This is a genomic window from Bordetella flabilis (genome assembly GCF_001676725.1).
GTDB classification, from domain to species: Bacteria; Pseudomonadota; Gammaproteobacteria; order Burkholderiales; family Burkholderiaceae_B; genus Bordetella_C; species Bordetella_C flabilis.
The window spans coordinates 5,713,450-5,731,346 of record NZ_CP016172.1; the positions used below are offsets into that span (position 1 = coordinate 5,713,450).

General features: G+C 66.1%; 14 protein-coding genes. 6 read left to right on the top strand and 8 right to left on the bottom strand.

From position 1 onward, the window contains the following. The first annotated feature begins 65 nt into the window (after positions 1-65). The gene (locus tag BAU07_RS25445) at positions 66-989 is read left to right on the top strand and encodes a LysR family transcriptional regulator (protein WP_066664066.1); all 924 of its coding nucleotides are present in this window, start codon (positions 66-68) and stop codon (positions 987-989) included. Positions 990-1,209: 220 nt separating this feature from the next. Here the strand turns inward: BAU07_RS25445 and ssb are convergent, their stop codons facing one another. Both ssb and BAU07_RS25455 read right to left on the bottom strand, forming a co-directional pair. Then, on the bottom strand, positions 1,210-1,731 hold the full coding sequence (ssb, locus tag BAU07_RS25450) for a single-stranded DNA-binding protein (RefSeq protein ID WP_066664068.1): 522 nt from the start codon (positions 1,729-1,731) through the stop codon (positions 1,210-1,212). 303 nt (positions 1,732-2,034) lie between these two features. After that, positions 2,035-3,219 carry an MFS transporter gene (locus BAU07_RS25455; RefSeq protein ID WP_066664070.1) on the bottom strand — a complete coding sequence of 395 codons (1,185 nt, stop codon included), beginning with the start codon at positions 3,217-3,219 and terminating at the stop codon, positions 2,035-2,037. Positions 3,220-3,329: 110 nt separating this feature from the next. Here BAU07_RS25455 and uvrA point away from each other — a divergent pair, with 110 nt between their 5' ends. Next, entirely contained in the window at positions 3,330-6,227 is a 2,898-nt protein-coding gene (gene uvrA, locus BAU07_RS25460) for an excinuclease ABC subunit UvrA (protein ID WP_066664072.1), read from the top strand. A gap of 29 nt (positions 6,228-6,256) precedes the next feature. After that, a complete protein-coding gene (locus tag BAU07_RS25465) occupies positions 6,257-6,919 on the top strand; it encodes a glutathione S-transferase family protein (protein ID WP_066665741.1) in 663 nt (220 codons plus the stop codon). A 71-nt stretch (positions 6,920-6,990) separates the two neighbouring features. Here the strand turns inward: BAU07_RS25465 and BAU07_RS25470 are convergent, their stop codons facing one another. From BAU07_RS25470 to BAU07_RS25480, 3 genes are read right to left on the bottom strand one after another with little or no spacing between them, the layout of a single operon-like run. Then, positions 6,991-8,118, bottom strand: a complete 1,128-nt coding sequence (locus tag BAU07_RS25470) for a deoxyguanosinetriphosphate triphosphohydrolase (protein ID WP_066664075.1) — start codon at positions 8,116-8,118, stop codon at positions 6,991-6,993. A gap of 43 nt (positions 8,119-8,161) precedes the next feature. Continuing rightward, positions 8,162-9,238, bottom strand: coding sequence for a 3-dehydroquinate synthase (gene aroB, locus BAU07_RS25475; RefSeq protein WP_066664078.1), 1,077 nt, complete (start codon positions 9,236-9,238; stop codon positions 8,162-8,164). Further along, a complete protein-coding gene (locus BAU07_RS25480) occupies positions 9,235-9,861 on the bottom strand; it encodes a shikimate kinase (RefSeq protein ID WP_066664081.1) in 627 nt (208 codons plus the stop codon). The genes aroB and BAU07_RS25480 overlap by 4 nt, the downstream gene beginning before the upstream one ends. Before the next feature lie 113 nt (positions 9,862-9,974). On the opposite strand from BAU07_RS25480, the gene BAU07_RS25485 reads away from it, so the two are divergent. Continuing rightward, positions 9,975-12,416 carry a penicillin-binding protein 1A gene (locus BAU07_RS25485; RefSeq protein WP_066664091.1) on the top strand — a complete coding sequence of 814 codons (2,442 nt, stop codon included), beginning with the start codon at positions 9,975-9,977 and terminating at the stop codon, positions 12,414-12,416. A gap of 43 nt (positions 12,417-12,459) precedes the next feature. Here BAU07_RS25485 and cyaY read toward each other — a convergent pair whose 3' ends face one another. Further along, positions 12,460-12,789 carry an iron donor protein CyaY gene (gene cyaY, locus BAU07_RS25490; RefSeq protein WP_066664093.1) on the bottom strand — a complete coding sequence of 110 codons (330 nt, stop codon included), beginning with the start codon at positions 12,787-12,789 and terminating at the stop codon, positions 12,460-12,462. 31 nt (positions 12,790-12,820) lie between these two features. Here cyaY and lptM point away from each other — a divergent pair, with 31 nt between their 5' ends. Beyond that, complete coding sequence (gene lptM / locus BAU07_RS25495; protein ID WP_066664097.1) at positions 12,821-13,048, top strand: LPS translocon maturation chaperone LptM; 228 nt, start codon at positions 12,821-12,823, stop codon at positions 13,046-13,048. Next, on the top strand, positions 13,045-14,337 hold the full coding sequence (gene lysA / locus BAU07_RS25500; RefSeq protein WP_066664098.1) for a diaminopimelate decarboxylase: 1,293 nt from the start codon (positions 13,045-13,047) through the stop codon (positions 14,335-14,337). The genes lptM and lysA overlap by 4 nt, the downstream gene beginning before the upstream one ends. A gap of 127 nt (positions 14,338-14,464) precedes the next feature. Here the strand turns inward: lysA and ccsB are convergent, their stop codons facing one another. After that, complete coding sequence (gene ccsB, locus BAU07_RS25505; RefSeq protein WP_066664100.1) at positions 14,465-15,808, bottom strand: c-type cytochrome biogenesis protein CcsB; 1,344 nt, start codon at positions 15,806-15,808, stop codon at positions 14,465-14,467. A gap of 8 nt (positions 15,809-15,816) precedes the next feature. Next, on the bottom strand, positions 15,817-17,895 hold the full coding sequence (locus tag BAU07_RS25510) for a cytochrome c biogenesis protein ResB (protein WP_066664102.1): 2,079 nt from the start codon (positions 17,893-17,895) through the stop codon (positions 15,817-15,819). Positions 17,896-17,897 lie beyond the last annotated feature (2 nt).

Here is a 17,897-nt window from a genome sequence, read left to right on the forward strand (position 1 = left end):
CTCATCGTCAGATGCAACGATTTATTGCCTTTCTTGCAATAGATTCGCCATTAAGGAAATGACCGTTGAACCGCCTGCAATGGATGCAGATCTTCGCCCGCGTCGTCGACATGCAGAGCTTCAGCCGAGCCGCCGAAAGCCTTTCTCTGCCGCCTTCGCGGGTAACGCGCGCGGTGAAGGAACTGGAGGCGTTCCTGGGCGTGCGCCTGCTGCAGCGAACCACGCGCCACATCAGCCTGACGGCAGACGGCACGCTGTACTACGACCACTGCCGCAGGTTGCTAGCCGACATCGAAGCAGTCGAGGCCAGCTTCCCCGGGAGCGCCGGACAGCCGCGCGGTCGCCTGCGCGTCGACATGACACTCTCCCTTGCACGTCTGGTGGTCCTGCCTTCCATCAAGGACTTCCAATCGCGCTTCCCCGACGTCGAGCTCACGTTGACGATGTCCGACCGAACCGTCGAGCTGGTCCAGGAAGGTGTCGATTGCGTTATCCGGGCCGGCACTCCCGAAGACTCGCCCACGCTCGTCGCAAAGCGCATCGGCGCATTCGACTGGGTAACCTGCGCCTCGCCGGAATACCTTGAGCATCATGGCACGCCGACATCGCTGGAGGACCTGGCGGACCACCATGCCGTAGGCTACCTGTGGAGTCGGACGGGGCGATCCCTGGAGTGGAACTTCGTCGTGAACGGCGAGAACCGTTCGATCAGGATGCGCGAACGACTTATTGTCAACGATACCGATGCGTACGTGACATGCGGCCTGGAAGGCTTGGGGCTAATACGGCCGGGCAGCTATATGGTGCAGCAGCACCTGGCCAGCGGGCGCTTGCGGCGCGTGTTGGCCGACTACGCGGCGCCCGCTGCGCCGCTGTCGGTGCTGTACCCCAGGAACCGGCATCTCTCACCGACCGTGCGTGCGTTCGTGGACTGGGTCGGCGACGTCGTGCGCAAGGCGGAAGCGGGATGGCGGCTTGAAGGCATTTGATGTTCATCGAGGGCGACACGGCCCAGTTCGGAGTACGCCCGGCCCAGGCGTAGGTCACATCGCCGCTTAAGTCTGTTGACCGTTTTCGGACATCGAAGCGAGTGATCGATCCCGGCCCCTTCCCGGCATTCCACGCACAATAAAAAGCGGAGCCAAGTTACTGGCCCCGCTTCTCTTTCCCTGCTTCTGTTCCCTTTCAGGCGCTTCTACAACCCACGCCTTAGAACGGAATATCGTCATCCATATCCGTCAAATTCGCCGCGCCACCGCCGCCACCGCCAGCCGGCTGACTCGCCGGCCGCTGCGGCGCGGGTCGCTGTTGCTGCTGCCGTGCCGGACGCTGCTGCGGCGCATCCTCATACCCGCCGCCGCCACCGCCGCCATACCCGCCTTCGCCGCCGCCTTCACGTCCGCCCAACATCTGCATCTGGTCGGCAACGATCTCGGTGCTGTAGCGATCAGCACCCGTATCCTTGTCCTGCCATTTACGAGTCTTCAGGCGGCCTTCGATATACACCGAGCGCCCCTTCTTCAGGTACTCACCGGCGATCTCGGCCAGGCGGTTGTACATGACGACGCGGTGCCATTCGGTTTCCTCGCGCTTTTCGCCGGATGCCTTGTCCTTCCACTGCGAGGTGGTGGCCAGGGACAGGTTGCAAATTGCGCTGCCTTCGGGGCTGTAGCGCACTTCGGGATCGCGCCCGAGGTTGCCGACGAGGATGACTTTATTGACCGATGCCATGCTGATTTCCCTTCAAGATTAACCGTCATTATCAGCGATAACGCCGAGCCTACCAAGCCGATTCCCGGATGGATTTGTCCCTTGAACGGCGCGGGGCCGTGAAGGGCCGTTAGGCTCATGCAAGGGCCCCTGCAGGGCCGGCCGCCGCCGGAGCACATCCGGGCCTTGTGCGGCCCCATTGCGGCCCCATAAACCTCTTCAGCCCGCGCCTGCGCAGCCCCTACCCGCCACCCGGCGCGCCAAGACGTCGGCCTTCGGCAACCGATCCGCCGGCCAGATCCGGACCGCCGCCAACCGCGCCCCTCAAGGCAAGGGCTTCATGCCCCAACTGGTCGCCAGCCACAGCACCGACAACCCCGCCACCGCCAGAAACACCGCACCCGGCCCGGCATGCGCCGCCAGCACACCCCCCACCGCGCCGCCGCAGAACAATCCCGCCGCCTGCGAGGTGTTATAGAACCCCAGCGCCAGCCCCTTGTACCCGGCAGGCGCCACCCGCGACACCAGCGACGGCTGCAGCGCCTCCAGCACATTGAACATCACGAAAAACCCGGTCAGCAGGATCACCATGGCCTCGAAGCTTGCCTGGCCCCAGGCCATCAGCCCCAGCACCACGATCAACCCCGCCACGGCGGCCCGCAGCGCCCCGCGATGCGCGCGCCGCTTCTCTGCCACGAACACCACCGGCACCATGAAGACGAACGACGCCACGATCACCGGCAGATAAACTTCCCACAGCTGATCCGCGTTCAACCCACGCAGCCGGGCCAGCATCGCCGGGACGACGACGAACAGCGATACCTGGATCAGGTGCAGGCAAAACACCCCGAAATTCAGCCGCAGCAGGTCGCCATGCAGCAGCACCTGCATGGGCCTGGCGCCCCGCATGTCGCGGTCGCCCCCGTGCGGCGCCACCGGCACCCACCAGCGCGCGACGGCCAGGCTCAGCAGGCCCAGGCACGCAATGGTCCAGAACAGTCCCGGCAGGCCCCACCAGCCCACCAGCACGGGCGCGGCGACCAGCGATACGGCAAAGGACACGCCGATGGACGCGCCGACCATGGCCATGGCGCGCGTGCGCACCTCGTCCCGCGTGGCATCCGCCAGCCAGGCCGTGACGGCGGCGGAAATGGCCCCTGCCCCCTGCACCGCGCGCCCGATGGTGATCCAGAAGACATCCGGCGACAACGCGCAGATCACGCTGCCGATCACGAACAGCACCAGCCCGAACAGCACCACGGGACGGCGGCCCCAGCGGTCCGACGCCAGGCCGAAGGGAATCTGCAAAAAGGCCTGCGTCAGCCCGTATATGCCCATGGCGAGCCCGACCTTGGCCGGGTCCGTGCCGCCCGGCAAACCGTGCGCCGCCACGGCAAAGACGGGCAAAAGCAGGAAAAGCCCCAGCATGCGGCAGGCAAACAAACCCGCCAAGGCGATGCTGGTACGACGTTCGGTGGGGGTGAGCTGAAGTCTGGGTTGGGACGGCATGCGGGGATGTCGTGTGGGTGCGGGGTTGGGCGCGCGCCTGGCATGCCCCGTACGGGAAGGAATTCGGCGCGCTATAGTACCAAGTTGGCCTTTGGAACTGCTTAAACCCGATGGAAGCGATACGCATTCGGGGTGCACGCACCCACAATCTCAAAAACGTCTCGCTGGATCTGCCCCGGCAGAAGCTGGTCGTCATGACCGGCCTGTCCGGTTCGGGCAAGTCCTCCCTGGCCTTCGACACCTTGTACGCCGAAGGCCAACGTCGATACGTTGAAAGCCTGTCGGCTTATGCGCGCCAGTTCCTGCAACTGATGGACAAGCCGGATGTCGACCTCATAGAGGGCCTGTCGCCGGCGATTTCCATCGAGCAGAAAGCCGCGGGCCACAACCCGCGCTCGACGGTGGGCACCATCACCGAGATCCACGACTACCTGCGCCTGCTGTTCGCCCGCGTGGGCACGCCGTATTGCCCGGACCACGGCCTGCCCTTGCAGGCGCAGAGCGTCAGCCAGATGGTGGATGCCGTGCTGGGCTGGTCCGCCGATACGCGGCTGGCCATCCTGGCGCCGCTGGCGCGTGGCCGCAAGGGCAGTTTCGAGGACGAATGCGCCAGCCTGCAGGCGCAGGGCTATGTGCGCCTGCGCGTGGATGGGCAGATGGTCGAACTCGACAATATGCCGCCGCTGAAGAAAACGGAAAAGCACGACATCGACGTGGTGATCGACCGCCTGCGGGTGCGCCCGGAAAGCGGACAACGCCTGGCGGAAAGCTTCGAGACGGCGCTGACGCTGGCCGACGGCCGCGTGGTGGCCCTGGACATGGATGCGGAGCGCGAGCAGGTCTTCTCCAGCCGCTACGCCTGCCCGGTGTGCAGCCATAGCCTCCCGGAACTGGAGCCGCGCCTGTTCAGCTTCAACAATCCGATGGGCGCCTGCCCGACCTGCGACGGTATCGGCCAGGTGGGGTTCTTCGATCCCAAGCGCGTGGTGCAGTTTCCGGAGCTCAGCCTGGCGGCCGGCGCGATCCGCGGCTGGGACCGCCGCAATGCCTTCACGCATTCCCTGCTGACCAGCCTGGCGGCGCACTACGATTTCGATATCGAGGCGCCCTTCGAAAGCCTGCCGGAGTCGCTGCGCAACAAGGTGCTTTACGGCTCGGGCGACGAGGAAATCGCCTTCGTCTATTTGAACGAGAAAGGCCGCAGCACGGTGAAGCGGCACGTTTTCGAAGGGGTGATTCCGAACCTGGAGCGCCGCTGGAAGGAAACCGATTCGGCCACCGTGCGCGAAGAGCTGGGCAAGTACCGCAATATCAAGAGCTGCCCGGACTGCAAGGGATCGCGCCTGCGCGCCGAAGCGCGCCACGTGCTGATCGGCACGGAGAAGCGCGACGAGAGCGAACGCCGCGGCCTGGCGATCTACGAGGTGGAAGGCATGCCGCTGTCCGACTGCCTGGACTGGTTCCAGGACCTGACCCTGGCCGGCGCCAAGCAGGAGATCGCCCAGCGCATCGTGCGCGAGATCGAGGCACGGCTGAGTTTCCTGAACAACGTGGGGTTGAACTATCTGTCGCTGGACCGCAGCGCGGACACGATTTCCGGCGGCGAAGCGCAGCGTATCCGCTTGGCCAGCCAGATCGGCTCGGGGCTCACGGGCGTGATGTATGTGCTGGATGAACCCTCCATCGGGCTGCACCAGCGCGACAACGACAGGCTCATCGGCACGCTGCAGCACCTGCGCGACCTGGGCAACAGCGTCATCGTGGTCGAGCACGACGAGGACATGATCCGGTCTGCCGATTGGGTGGTGGATATGGGGCCGGGCGCGGGCGAGCACGGCGGCCAGGTGGTCGCGCAGGGCACGCCGGCGCAGGTGCAGGAAGATCCGCATTCGCTGACCGGCCAGTACCTGAGCGGCCGCCGCGCCATCGCACTGCCGCAGCGCCGGCCGGTCGAGGACAGCCTGCCCTGGCTGGTGGTGCGCGGCGCCAGCGGCAATAACCTTAAGGACGTGGACCTGCGCATCCCTGCCGGCCGCCTGGTGTGCGTGACGGGCGTGTCGGGTTCCGGCAAGTCGACGCTGGTCAACGACACCCTGGCGGTGGCCGTGTCGCGCCAGTTGCACCATGCGCAGAGCGAGCCGGCGCCGTATGTGGCGTTGGAAGGCCTGGAGCATTTCGACAAGATCATCACGGTCGACCAGAGCGCCATCGGCCGCACGCCGCGCAGCAACCCGGCGACCTATACCGGCCTGTTCACGCCCATCCGCGAATTGTTCGCCGGCGTGCCGGAAGCCCGCACGCGCGGCTACGACCCGGGCCGCTTCAGCTTCAACGTCAAGGGCGGCCGCTGCGAGGCCTGCCAGGGCGATGGCGTGGTGAAAGTGGAGATGCACTTCCTGCCCGACATGTACGTACCCTGCGACGTGTGCCAGGGCAAGCGCTACAACCGCGAAACGCTGGAGATCCGCTATCGCGGCCGCAACATCAGCGAGGTGCTGGACCTGACTGTCGAGCAGGCCCTGGAGTATTTCGACTCGGTGCCGGCCATCTCGCGCAAGCTGCACACGCTGATGGACGTGGGCCTGTCGTACCTGCGCCTGGGGCAGAGCGCCACCACCCTGTCGGGCGGCGAGGCGCAACGCGTGAAGCTCTCGCTTGAGTTGTCGCGCCGCAGCACCGGCCGCACGCTGTATATCCTTGACGAACCCACCACGGGCCTGCATTTCCGCGATATCGAATTGCTGCTCGAGGTCCTGAACCAGCTGGTGGAAGCCGGCAATACGGTGCTGGTCATCGAGCACAATCTGGATGTCATCAAGACCGCCGACTGGATCGTCGACATGGGACCCGAAGGCGGTGATGGCGGCGGCCGCGTGGTCGCCGAGGGCACTCCCGAAACGGTTGCAGGCGTGGTCGAAAGCCATACCGGCCGCTACCTGCAACGCGTGCTGCAAGCGCGCCTGGCGGACGAGGACCCGCCCGCAGCGCTGCGCAAGAAGGCAAAGTAAAACGGATACCGGACGAACGTGGAGCAATGATGTATACCCTGTTGATCGGCAACAAGAATTACTCGTCGTGGTCCTTGCGGGCCTGGCTGGCGCTGAGCGCCGCCGGCATTCCGTTCCGCGAGGAAAAGCTGACCCTGTTCAGCCCGGCCTTCGTCGAGCGCCTGGCGCCGCTTACGCCATCCGGCACGGTGCCCGTGCTGCTCGATGGCGACTTCGCGGTCTGGGATTCGCTGGCGATCTGCGAGTACGTCGCCGAACGGAATCCGCAAGCGCAGCTCTGGCCGGCCGATAGCCGGGCGCGCGCCCGCGCGCGTTCGCTGGCGGCGCAGATGCACAGCGGCTTTCCGCATCTGCGCAATGCCCTGCCGATGAACATCGAGGCCCATCTGCCGGGCATTGCCGTGCCGGCTGAAGCGCAGCAGGATATCTCGCGCGTACAGGCGATCTGGCAGGACACGCGCGCCGAGTTCGGCAGCGGCGGACCCTTCCTGTTCGGCGCGTTCAGCGTCGCCGATGCGTTCTTCGCGCCGGTCGTGTCGCGCTTCGTGACGTACGGCGTGGCGGCGGCGGGTCCGGTGCGGGACTATATGGAGGCCGTGCAGTCCTTGCCCGCGATGCAGGCGTGGATGCGGGAAGCCAAGGAAGAACACATCTTCGTCCCGGAGGACGAGCCGTACCGCACGCACCGTTGAAACATCGGCTGAAGCAGCAGCCAGGTAATCCGCTGAAGCATCGGCCGACACCGCGGCTCACGCCGCGGCGCTCACGACATATCGAACAGCCGCCTGTGTTCCCGTATGGCGTAGCGGTCGGTCATGCCGGCGATGTAGTCGGCGATGGCGCGCGCCTGGCCGCCGTCGAAACGGCGCTGGTAATCCGGCGGCAGCAGGCGCGGATCGGATAGAAACGCGGTGAACAGGTCGCGCACGATGCGGCGCGCCTTGGTCGTCATGCGCAGTACGCGGAAGTGCCGATACAGGTTTTCGAAGAGAAAACGCTTCAGCTCGTCCGCCTCGGCGCGTATGCCTTCGGAGAAACCGACCAGGGGCGGCGCATCGCGCACGTCGTCCACCGTCTGCGGCCGGTACTGCGCGATGCGCGCCGCCGTGGTGGCGGTCAGGTCGACGATCAACGTATTGATCATGCGCCGTATCGTCTCGGCCAGCAGGCGCCGGGGCGCGACGTCGGGATGCGCGCGCACCACGTCCGCATGGTGGCGGGCGAACATGTCGATTTCCTGCAGTTGCTCCACCGTCAGCAGGCCGGAGCGCAAGCCGTCGTCGATATCGTGATTGTTATAGGCCACTTCGTCGGCCAGGTTGGCCACCTGCGCTTCAAGCGAAGGACGGCGCTTGCGCAGGAAGCGTTCGGCCACGGGCCCCAGTTGGCGGGCGTGCGCCAGCGAGCAGTGCTTGAGTATGCCTTCCCGCGTTTCGAAGCACAGGTTCAGGCCGTTGAAGGCGGCGTAGCGCTCTTCCAGCTCGTCCACCACGCGCAGGCTCTGCAGATTGTGCTCGAAGCCCCCGGCGCGCGGCGCCAGCTCGTGCATGCAGGCATTCAACTCGTCCTGCCCGGCATGGCCGAAGGGGGTGTGTCCCAGGTCGTGGGCCAGGGATATCGCTTCGGTCAGTTCCTCGTTCACGCGCAGGCTGCGCGCCACCGTGCGGGCGATCTGCGCGACTTCCAGGCTATGGGTCAGCCGCGTCCTGAAGAGATCGCCTTCATGGTTGATGAAGACCTGGGTCTTGTACTCCAGGCGGCGGAAGGCGCCGCAATGGATGATGCGATCGCGATCGCGCTGGAATTCGGTGCGGTTCTGCGGCGGCGCTTCCGCATGCGCGCGGCCCTGGCTGCGCGCGGAATGCACGGCGTACGATGCGAGTTCTTCCATGACGGACCGCTTTCTCCTTGGTTCGGACGGGCCCCGGCGTGCTTCAGCCGACGGTGCGGGCCAGCACCCGGCGCACCGCGTCTTCCGGCGCGCCGCCGGTGATGGCGTGGCCGATACGTGGCGTCATCACGAAGCGGATCTCGCCGCCCTCCGCTTTTTTGTCCACCCGCATCAGGGCCAGCCAGCGTTCGACGCCGAGGTCGGGCGCCGTGGTGGGGCAGCCGATGGCCGCGACCAGCTTCCTGACGCGTTCCACATCGGCGTGCGGAAAGCCCACCACTTCCGCGGACAGTTCGGCGGCCTGCACCATGCCGCAGCCGACCGCTTCGCCGTGCAGCCATTGTCCATACCCCAGGCCGGACTCGATGGCATGACCGAAGGTGTGGCCCAGGTTAAGGATGGCACGCAGGCCCGATTCGCGCTCGTCCTTGGCAACCACCTGCGCCTTCAGTTCGCAGGACACGCGGATGGCGTGGCCCAGGGTCTCGGGATCCAGGGCGCGCAGTTGCGCGGCATGGTCCTCGCACCAGGCCCAGAACGGCTCGTCCAGGATCATGCCGTACTTGATGACCTCGGCCAGCCCCGCCGATACCTCGCGCGGCGGCAGGGTGGCCAGCACGTCCGTGTCGATCTCCACCGCCACGGGCTGGTGGAAAGCGCCGATCATGTTCTTGCCCAGCGGATGGTTCACGCCCGTCTTGCCGCCAACCGATGAATCCACCTGAGCCAGCAGCGTCGTAGGCACCTGCACGAAGCGGATACCGCGCATATAGACGGCCGCGGCGAATCCCGTCATGTCGCCGATCACGCCGCCGCCCAGCGCCACCAGCACCGAGCGGCGGTCGAAGCCGCTGGACAGCAGCGTGTCGAAGATCCGGTTCAGCGTCTCCAGGTCCTTGTGCGCCTCGCCGTCGGGCAGTTCGATGCGCACCACCCGGCGCCCTGTCGCCGCCAGCGCGCGCTCGGCCCGATCGCCGTAAAGCGCCGCCACGGTGGGATTGGTCACCAGCCCGATCGTGGTGGCGTCGGCGGGCACGGCCTCGTTCAAATGGTCGAGCCTTCCCGGTGCAATGCGTATGGGGTAGCGTGCGCCGGGCACATCGACATCGACAAGATTCATGCTTGCTTCTCGTAGGCTTGCAGTTTGGGCAGAAGGTGCTTGACCAGCGTGCTGATGGGCGTGCAGCCGGTTTCCATGGTCAGGTGCGCGACTTCGCGATAGAGCGGTTCGCGCAGCGTCAGCAGGTCCCGCAGGGTCCCGCGGGGATCAGCGGTGGCGAGCAGCGGCCGGTTGCGGTCGCGGCAGGTGCGGCGATACAGCTCGTCGACACTGGCGCGCAGGTAGACGACGATGCCCTGTTCGCGCAGCACGGCGCGGTTCTCGGGCGCCAGGATGGCACCCCCGCCGGTGGCCAGCACGATGCCGCGGCGCGCCGCGCAATGCGCCAGCGCGGTCGATTCGCGCTTGCGGAATCCGGCTTCCCCTTCGATCTCGAAGATCACCGGCACGCGTACCCCGCAGCGGGATTCCAGTTCGTGATCCAGGTCGACAAATTCGCGGCCCAGCACGCGTGCCAGCGAACGGCCGATGGTCGTCTTGCCGGCCCCCATCATGCCCACCAGGAAGATGGGCGTGTCGTAAGGCAGGGTGACCCGCTGCGGCGCGCATACGGGGGCGCAGGCATCGGATTCACGTTCGGCGGCTGGCATGGCGGCCGCACAATCGGGTCGGGGCGCGTTCATTTGCGTATTATCCCATCCGGATCAGTTGCCGGGGCGCCACACTGAACCACGCTGTTACAGAAACCGGGCCCCCGGCGCAGGCCGCGTGCCCAGTTGCCCGTAAAATCGCGGCGATGAGTAAGCCCCAGACTCCCCCGTCGAAGAAAGAAAAGCCCGATTCGAGCGGCTCCCCCTTTTTCCGTTTTTTCGTCAAGCTAGGCATCTTTTGCGGTGGTCTGGTCCTGTGCGGACTGCTGCTGGGAGGGATGGCGCTCGCGCTCGCCTGGCCCAATCTGCCCGACCTGCACGCCATGACGGACTACCGTCCGCGCATTCCGCTGCGGGTGTACACCGCCGACAAGGTGCTCATCGGTGAATTCGGCGACGAGCGGCGCAATGTGCTGCGCTTCAACGAGATCCCGGATGTCATGAAATCCGCCGTGCTGGCGGCCGAGGACGATCGTTTCTACCAGCATGGCGGCATCGACTGGATGGGCGTGGTGCGTGCCAGCCTGACCAACCTGGTCAATATGTCGAAGTCTCAGGGCGCCAGCACCATCACCATGCAGGTGGCCCGCAACTTCTACCTGTCCTCCGAAAAAACCTACACCCGCAAGTTCTACGAACTGCTGCTCACGTTCAAGATCGAGGCCAGCCTCGGCAAGGACCAGATCCTCGAGCTGTACATGAACCAGATTTATCTGGGTCATCGGGCCTACGGTTTCGCGGCTGCCTCCCGCACGTATTTCGGCAAGCCGCTCTCGCAGATCACACCGGCCGAAGCCGCCATGCTGGCGGGCATCCCCAAGGCCCCTTCCCGCTTCAATCCCATGTCGAACCTGCCGCGCGCCGAATTGCGCCAGCACTACGTGCTGGGGCGGATGCGCAGCCTGGGCTATCTGACCGACACGGAATACCAGCAGGCGATGGCCCAGCCCATCGTCATCAAGTCGGCGGAAGGCACGCCGGCGGGCGGCTATGCCATCCACGGCGAATATGTCGCCGAACTGGCGCGCCAGCTGTTGTACGGCGTCTACCAGGACAATGTCTATTCGCGCGGCCTGAACATCTACACCACGGTGCAGTCGAAGGACCAGGAATCCGCGTATCGCGCCGTGCGCGAGGGGGTTCTGGAATACACGCGCCGCGCGCCCTATCCGGGGCCGGAAGCCCAGCTCGACCTGCCGGCCGGGATCGAAAAAGACCCCCAGGCCCTGGACGAACTGCTCGATGGCGTGCTGGACAAGTATTCCGACAGCGACGACCTGCTGGTGGCCGTGGTGCTGTCGGCCAGCCCCACCGAAATCAAGCTGGTGCGCAGCTCGCGCGAAGTCATCACCATCAACGACAAGAAAACGCTGTCCATCGTCGCCCGTGCGCTCAATCCCAAGGCCAAGGACGATCTGCGCATCCGCCGCGGATCCGTGGTGTACATCCACAAGCTCGGCGCCAACGACTGGGAAGTCATCAACATGCCGTCGGTGCAGGCGGCCTTCGTGTCGCTGTCGCCGCAGGATGGCGGCATCCGCGCGATGGTCGGCGGCTTCGACTTCTATCGCGGCAATTTCAACCGCGTGACGCAGGCCTGGCGCCAGCCGGGGTCGAATATCAAGCCCTTCGTGTACGCCGCTTCCCTGGAGCGCGGCCTGACGCCGGCCACGCAGATCTCCGACCAGCCGTTTTCGCTCAGCGCCGCCCAGACGGGCTCCAAGGCCTGGAACCCCAAGAACTACGGCAACGAGTACGAGCCCATGCTCACCATGCGGCAGGCGCTGTACAAGTCCAAGAACATGGTCTCCATCCGCATCATCCAGGCCATCGGGCCGCAGTATGCGCAGGACTATCTGACCCGTTTCGGTTTCGACAAGTCGCGCCAGCCGGCGGTCCTGCCTTTGGCGCTGGGAGCGGGGTCAGTGACGCCGATGCAGCTGGCCGGCGCCTACGCCGTCTTCGCGAACGGCGGCTACCGCATCACGCCGTACCTGATCGACCGCGTCACCGACGGCAGCGGCAAGATCATCATGCAGGCCAAACCGCTGATCGCGGGCGACTCGGCGGCGCGCGCCATCGACCCCCGCACGGCGTTCATCATGGACGACATGCTGCGCGGTGTCGCCACCTATGGCACCGCCGCACGCGCCCGCGTTGTCCTGAAGCGCAACGACATCGCCGGCAAGACGGGCACCACCAATGAGTCCGTCGACGCCTGGTTCTCGGGCTATACGCCGAGCCTGGTCGCGACGGCCTGGCTGGGTTATGACCAGCCACGCTCGCTCGGCGCGCGCGAAACCGGCGGCGGCGTGGCGATGCCGATCTGGTTGAACTATATGCAGGACATGCTGAAAGGCGTGCCGGAACAGAAGCAGCGGCCCAAGCCGGATGGCCTGATCGCCGAGGGCGGCGACTACTATTTCGCCGAATTCCCGCCCGGCCAGGCCGTTGCCCGCCTGGGCCTGCCCGCGCCGGACGGCCTGGGCGATCTGTTGAACGCCCTGCGCACGTCGAACAACGACGGGGATCCGAACCGCCGCCCCGCGGGGACGAGTTTCGGCGAAGGTTCGGTCCCGGGGCAGTAAGGCGCCGCGCGGGCCGGGCCCGCGCGCTTGCACCGCTGCGGCGCTATACCTGTACTTTGATCGGTACGCCGGCCGCGTCCGAACAGATCTGCGACAAGGCGTCCGGCAACGCCGGCCCGCCGCGGGTGTCGAGCCATTGCTGGCCATCGTAGCGGTAATGGAAGCCGCCGCTGCGCGCCGCCACCCACATTTCCTTCATGGCGGCCTGGCTGTTGACGACGACGTGCGTGTCGTCCTCGAAGACCAGCGTCAGCACGTTGCCGCTGCGGCTGGCCTCCACGTCGACGTCGAGCGACCCCGCCCAGTCGTCCGCCTGGCTTTCGATGCGGTCCAGTACCTGCCCCGCCAACGCAAGGAATTCGGTTTCGTTCATAATCCAGTCTGCAAGAATTACGGAGTTCCCAGTGTCCTATCCGGCATTCAGCCGTACCGCTCTTCGCATTGTAGCTACGCTGGCGAGCACCGCGTCGCTGGCGGCATGCGGGTACAAAGGCCCGCTCTACCTGCCGACGGGGCCGGCCGATTCCGACCGCCTGCCCAAGGTGATCGCCCCGCTCAGCTTCGGCGCGGCGCCCGGTGTCCACATCACCACCGCCTATCCCGATTATCCGCCGTCCGCCTCCCAACAATGACGCCCTCCCTATCCGGGGCCGCCCTGCCGGCCGGCCACCCGCATTTCCATTTCCAGGACGGCGCGCTGTACGCGGAAGGCGTCCCGCTGCAATTGCTGGCCGAACGGCTCGGCACGCCCCTGTACGTCTATTCGCGCGCCGCGCTGCAGGCCGCCTGGGCTTCGTATCGCGACGCCATCGGCAGCCGCGACATCCTGGTGTGCTACGGCATGAAGGCCAATTCCAACCTGGCGGTGCTGAAAGAATTCGCGCGCCTGGGCGCCGGCTTCGACATCGTATCGGGCGGGGAGCTGCAGCGCGTACTGGCCGTGGGCGGTGACCCGGCCAAGATCGTTTTCTCCGGCGTCGGCAAGCAGGCCTGGGAAATACGCCAGGCCCTGGACGCCGGCGTAAAGTGCTTCAACGTGGAATCGGAAGCCGAGCTGCATTTGCTTTCCGACGTGGCGGTGTCCATCGGCAAACAGGCCAATGTGTCGCTGCGCGTCAATCCGGACGTCGACGCGGGCGCGCATCCCTATATTTCCACGGGGTTGAAAGAGAACAAATTCGGCATCGCCATCGCCGATGCGTTGCGGGTGTACCAGTCCGCCGGCGCGCTGCCCGGTCTGCGGCTGACCGGCGTCGATTGCCACATCGGTTCGCAGATCACCGAAGTCGCGCCCTATCTGGACGCGCTGGATAAGTTGCTGGCCCTGATCGACACCCTGAAGGCCAGCGATATCGAGATCGAGCATCTGGACCTGGGCGGCGGGCTGGGCATCCGCTACACCGACGAAACGCCGCTCGCGCCGGCCACCTTGCTCGACCAGGTCTATGCGCGGCTCCAGGCCCGCGGCCTGGACCATCTGAAGCTCATCCTGGAGCCGGGGCGTTCGATGGTCGGCAATGCAGGCGTGCTGCTCACGACGGTGCAGTTCCTGAAGCATGCGGAAGCACGCAACTTCGCCATCGTGGACGCAGCCATGAACGACTTGCTGCGTCCGACCTTGTACGACGCCTGGCATGGGGTTCTGCCCGTCAGCCCGCGTGACGGCGTGCCGCTCGAATACGATGTGGTCGGCCCGGTCTGCGAAAGCGGCGACTGGCTGGCCAAGGGCCGCGCGCTGGCCATCGAGCGCGGTGATGTCCTGGCCGTGGAATCCGCCGGCGCCTACGGCATGGTGATGGCAAGCAACTACAACACCCGTCCACGCGCGGCCGAGGTCATGGTCGACGGCGCCCAGTACCACGTGATCCGCCAGCGCGAAACGGTGACGGACCTGCTGCGCGGGGAATCCACGCTGCCTTGACGCGGTGCGGCCGGACGCTTCGCCGTTGCAAGGCCGCCGCCCCTCCAAGCCATGAAAGGAAAAGGCGCCGAAGCGCCTTTTTTCCCTATGGCAGGGACGAAGGCGCGCTCAAAGCGCGCCTACGCCGCTACAGCTGTCCGTACGAGTGCAGGCCGGACAGGAACATGTTCACCCCCAGGAAAGCGAAACCGGTGACCAGCAGCCCGACCAGCGCCCAGTAAGCCGCCATGGCGCCGCGCAGGCCCTTGATCAGCCGCATGTGCAGCCAGGCGGCATAGTTCAGCCAGACGATCAGGGCCCAGGTCTCCTTGGGGTCCCACTGCCAGTAGGCGCCCCAGGCGTCGGCCGCCCACAGCGCGCCCAGTATCGTCGCGACCGTGAAAAACGCGAAGCCGATGGAAATCGCGCGGTACATGATGTCGTCCAGCACGGCCAGCGGCGGCAGCGCGGCGGCGACCCGGCGCCGGCCCAGCAGAATGGCGCCGACGATGACGGCGCCCACGCCGAAGTACAGCATCCAGGCCGCCGACAGGCCGCCCGTACGGAACACCATGGGCTCCGCGCAGAGCAGCACGCCCAGCACGAACAGCGGCGTCAATTTTCGCCAGGACGTGGTTTCGCCGTGCTCCTTCACCAGGTAGGCGAAGCCGACCATGGCCGCCAGCGAAAAGGTGCCGTATCCAATGAAATTGGCCGGCACGTGCAGCTTCATCCACCAGCTTTTCAGCGCCGGCACCAGCGGCTGGATCTGCGCGGCGTCGCGGGTGAAGGCGTACCACAGCAGGAACATCACGGCGGACGAGATGATCAGCAGGACGAAGCCGCCTAGCGCGCGCGTGGCGTAGCGGCGCTCGTAGTACAGGTAGAACAGGGCGGTGATCAGCGAGAACAGCACGAAGACTTCGTACAGGTTGCTGACCGGGATATGGCCCAGGTCGGGGCCCATCATGTGGCTTTCGCGCCACCGCACCAGCATGCCGGTCACGCCGGCGAAGACCGCGGCCCAGGTCAGCGCCGTACCCAGCCAGGCCGCCGTCGGGCTGAACAGGCCCAGCCAATAACAGGCCGTCGCCAGGACGAACAGCGCGGACATCCACAGAATGGCCGACTGCGACGACAGCAGGTACTTCAGGAAAAACACCTGCTCGGCGCGCGCCAGGTCCTGCCCGTACAGCATTACGGCCAGGCCGGCGGCCAGCGCCACGGCAATCATCAACCGGCGCAGCGGGCGCCACAGCCACCCCAGCCACGTCAACACCACCACGGCGCCGCCCAGGATCAGCTTCTCGTAATAGTCCATGGACCCGGCGAAGCGAGTCAGCGCGTAGCCGGCGCCCGCGGCCAGCAGCAGGAAGAACACCGCGTCCGTCCAGTCGGGGCGGCCGCGCCGGATACGCGCGTCGCCGCTTTCGGCGATGTCCTGCTCCCAGAGCGTATCGTGCGACGAGGAGGATAGTGCGGATTGGGACATGTGCTACCTCACTGCTTCAGGCGCAGCAGCGCCGCTTGGAGTCTTTCGAATTCACGATGGAAGTCCAGTGTACGCCGCTGCGACGTCATGGCCGCGTGTACCGTACTGCCCTGGCCCTGCGGCCCCGGCGCGACCCACACCCACACTCGCCGGTCGCGGATATAGAACATGCTGAACACGCCAAGGATCAGCAGCAGGCAGCCCAGGTAGACAATGCGCTTGCCGGGCGTGCGGCTGACCTGGAACACGCTGGCCTGCACTTGCTTGAAATCCGCCAGCGAATAGAAAACCGGTGCCGGGTACATGGCCAGGTCGGACAGCGCCGCCACGGCCACCCGCGACCAGACCGCGGCGCGTTCGCCGGCCTCGCCGTCCACGGGCAGCGGCGCCAGGCCGGCGCGCTCGCGCTCCATGACGCGCAGTTCGGCAACCGTCGCGCCGATCAGGCGCACCACGATATCGGCGGCGCGTTCCAGCTCGGAGGGCGGCGCATTGCTTTGCAGGAAACCGGCCACGGCCTGCAGGCCGCCTTCCGAAAACGTCTGCAGGGCGCGCTCCGCCGCCGTCTGCAGGGGCTGGCGGTCGGTGCCTGGCGCCGCGTTCTTGTCGGCGAAACGGCGCGCGGCTTCCACCCTGGCCTGCGGGTCGGCCAGCAAGGCCCGCACACGCATGAATTCGGCCACGGAGTTGTCGTCGTCCGCCGGCAGGCGCAGGTAGCGATAGTTCTCGCCGGCGTTGTTGCGCACCCCGGCCAGGAACACCGGGAAGCCGTCCAGGACCACGGGCAGCATGTAGTTGCGGAACTCATGGGACTGGCCGCTGGCATCGACCAGGCGGTATTCGACGCTGGGTCCCACATTGCGCAGGTGCTCGTTCTTCTTGCCTGCCGCGCTGCCCGCCACCGAGGCCACGTCCTGCGCGAAGTCGCGCGGCGCCTGCGGCGTGCCGCCGGAAAGGTCCTCGACATTGATGGGTCGCAGCGCCGTGATGTCCACGCGCAGGTCGCGGACATCCGCCGGCACGTCCTTGCCCTCTTCGGCCGCCTTGCCAACCGTGCCCGACACGCTGAAGGGCTGCGCGCTCGCGCCCTTCAAGGGGTAGCCCAGCAGCTTGACCGTGCTGCCGCCATCATCGAAGCTGGACTGGTACACGGTCACGCCCTTGTAGCGCAGCGGCTCGTTCACCTCGATGGTCTGGTCGAAGGTCTTGCCGGTGTCGGGATCGCGCACTTCGACTTCGCTGGCGAAACGGCTCGGCATGCCGGTAGAGTAATAGTCGACGATGAACTTCTTCAGGGTCAGGGTGAAGGGAATCGGCTGCACCAGCGCGCCGTCGCCTACCATCACCACCGCGTTGTTGGCGCGCCCCCCTTCCGGGATCATCATGCTGGACCGGAAGCTGGGGTTGTTCATCGAAAGCCGGCCGCTGGGGGGAACCTCGCTTATAAGCATGTTCTCCACGATGGGATGCTTGCCCCCCAGCCAGACTTGCAGCCGCACCAGCATCTCGCTATCGAGCAGGCCGCCCACGCAGATCACGATCATCGCGGTATGCGCGAACACATAGCCCAGCCGGTTGGCGCTTCCCTTTTTCGCAGCCAGCAGCACGCCGTCGCCGTCCTGGCGTTCCTTCAGCGCGTAGCCTTGCCGCTTCAACAGTTCGCGGACGCGCCCGGCGGTGTCGGCGGCCGGCGCGGCGTTGTCGAACTCCACGCGTTGCGGAAAGGCGCGCAGGCTGGATACGCGCACGTATTCGCGGAACGATACGGCGTCCCGCAGCATCTTCGGCGCGTTGCGCGTCAGGCATACCCCGGTGGAGACCACCAGGAAGGTCATGATCAGCAGGAACCACCAGCTGTTGTAGACGTGCCAGAGCGAGAATTTATCGAAGACGGCGTACCAGAAGGGGCCGAACTGGTCGATATAGGCCGACGACGACTGGTTCTGCACCAACACCGTCCCGACGATGCTCGCCACGCAGATGAACATCAGCAGGCTGACGGCAAAGCGCATGGAACCCATCAGCTCGAAAGCGTCGGCGGGCAGGGTGCGCAGGGAATGGCGGTGGGACGGCTGGTTCGGATGCATAC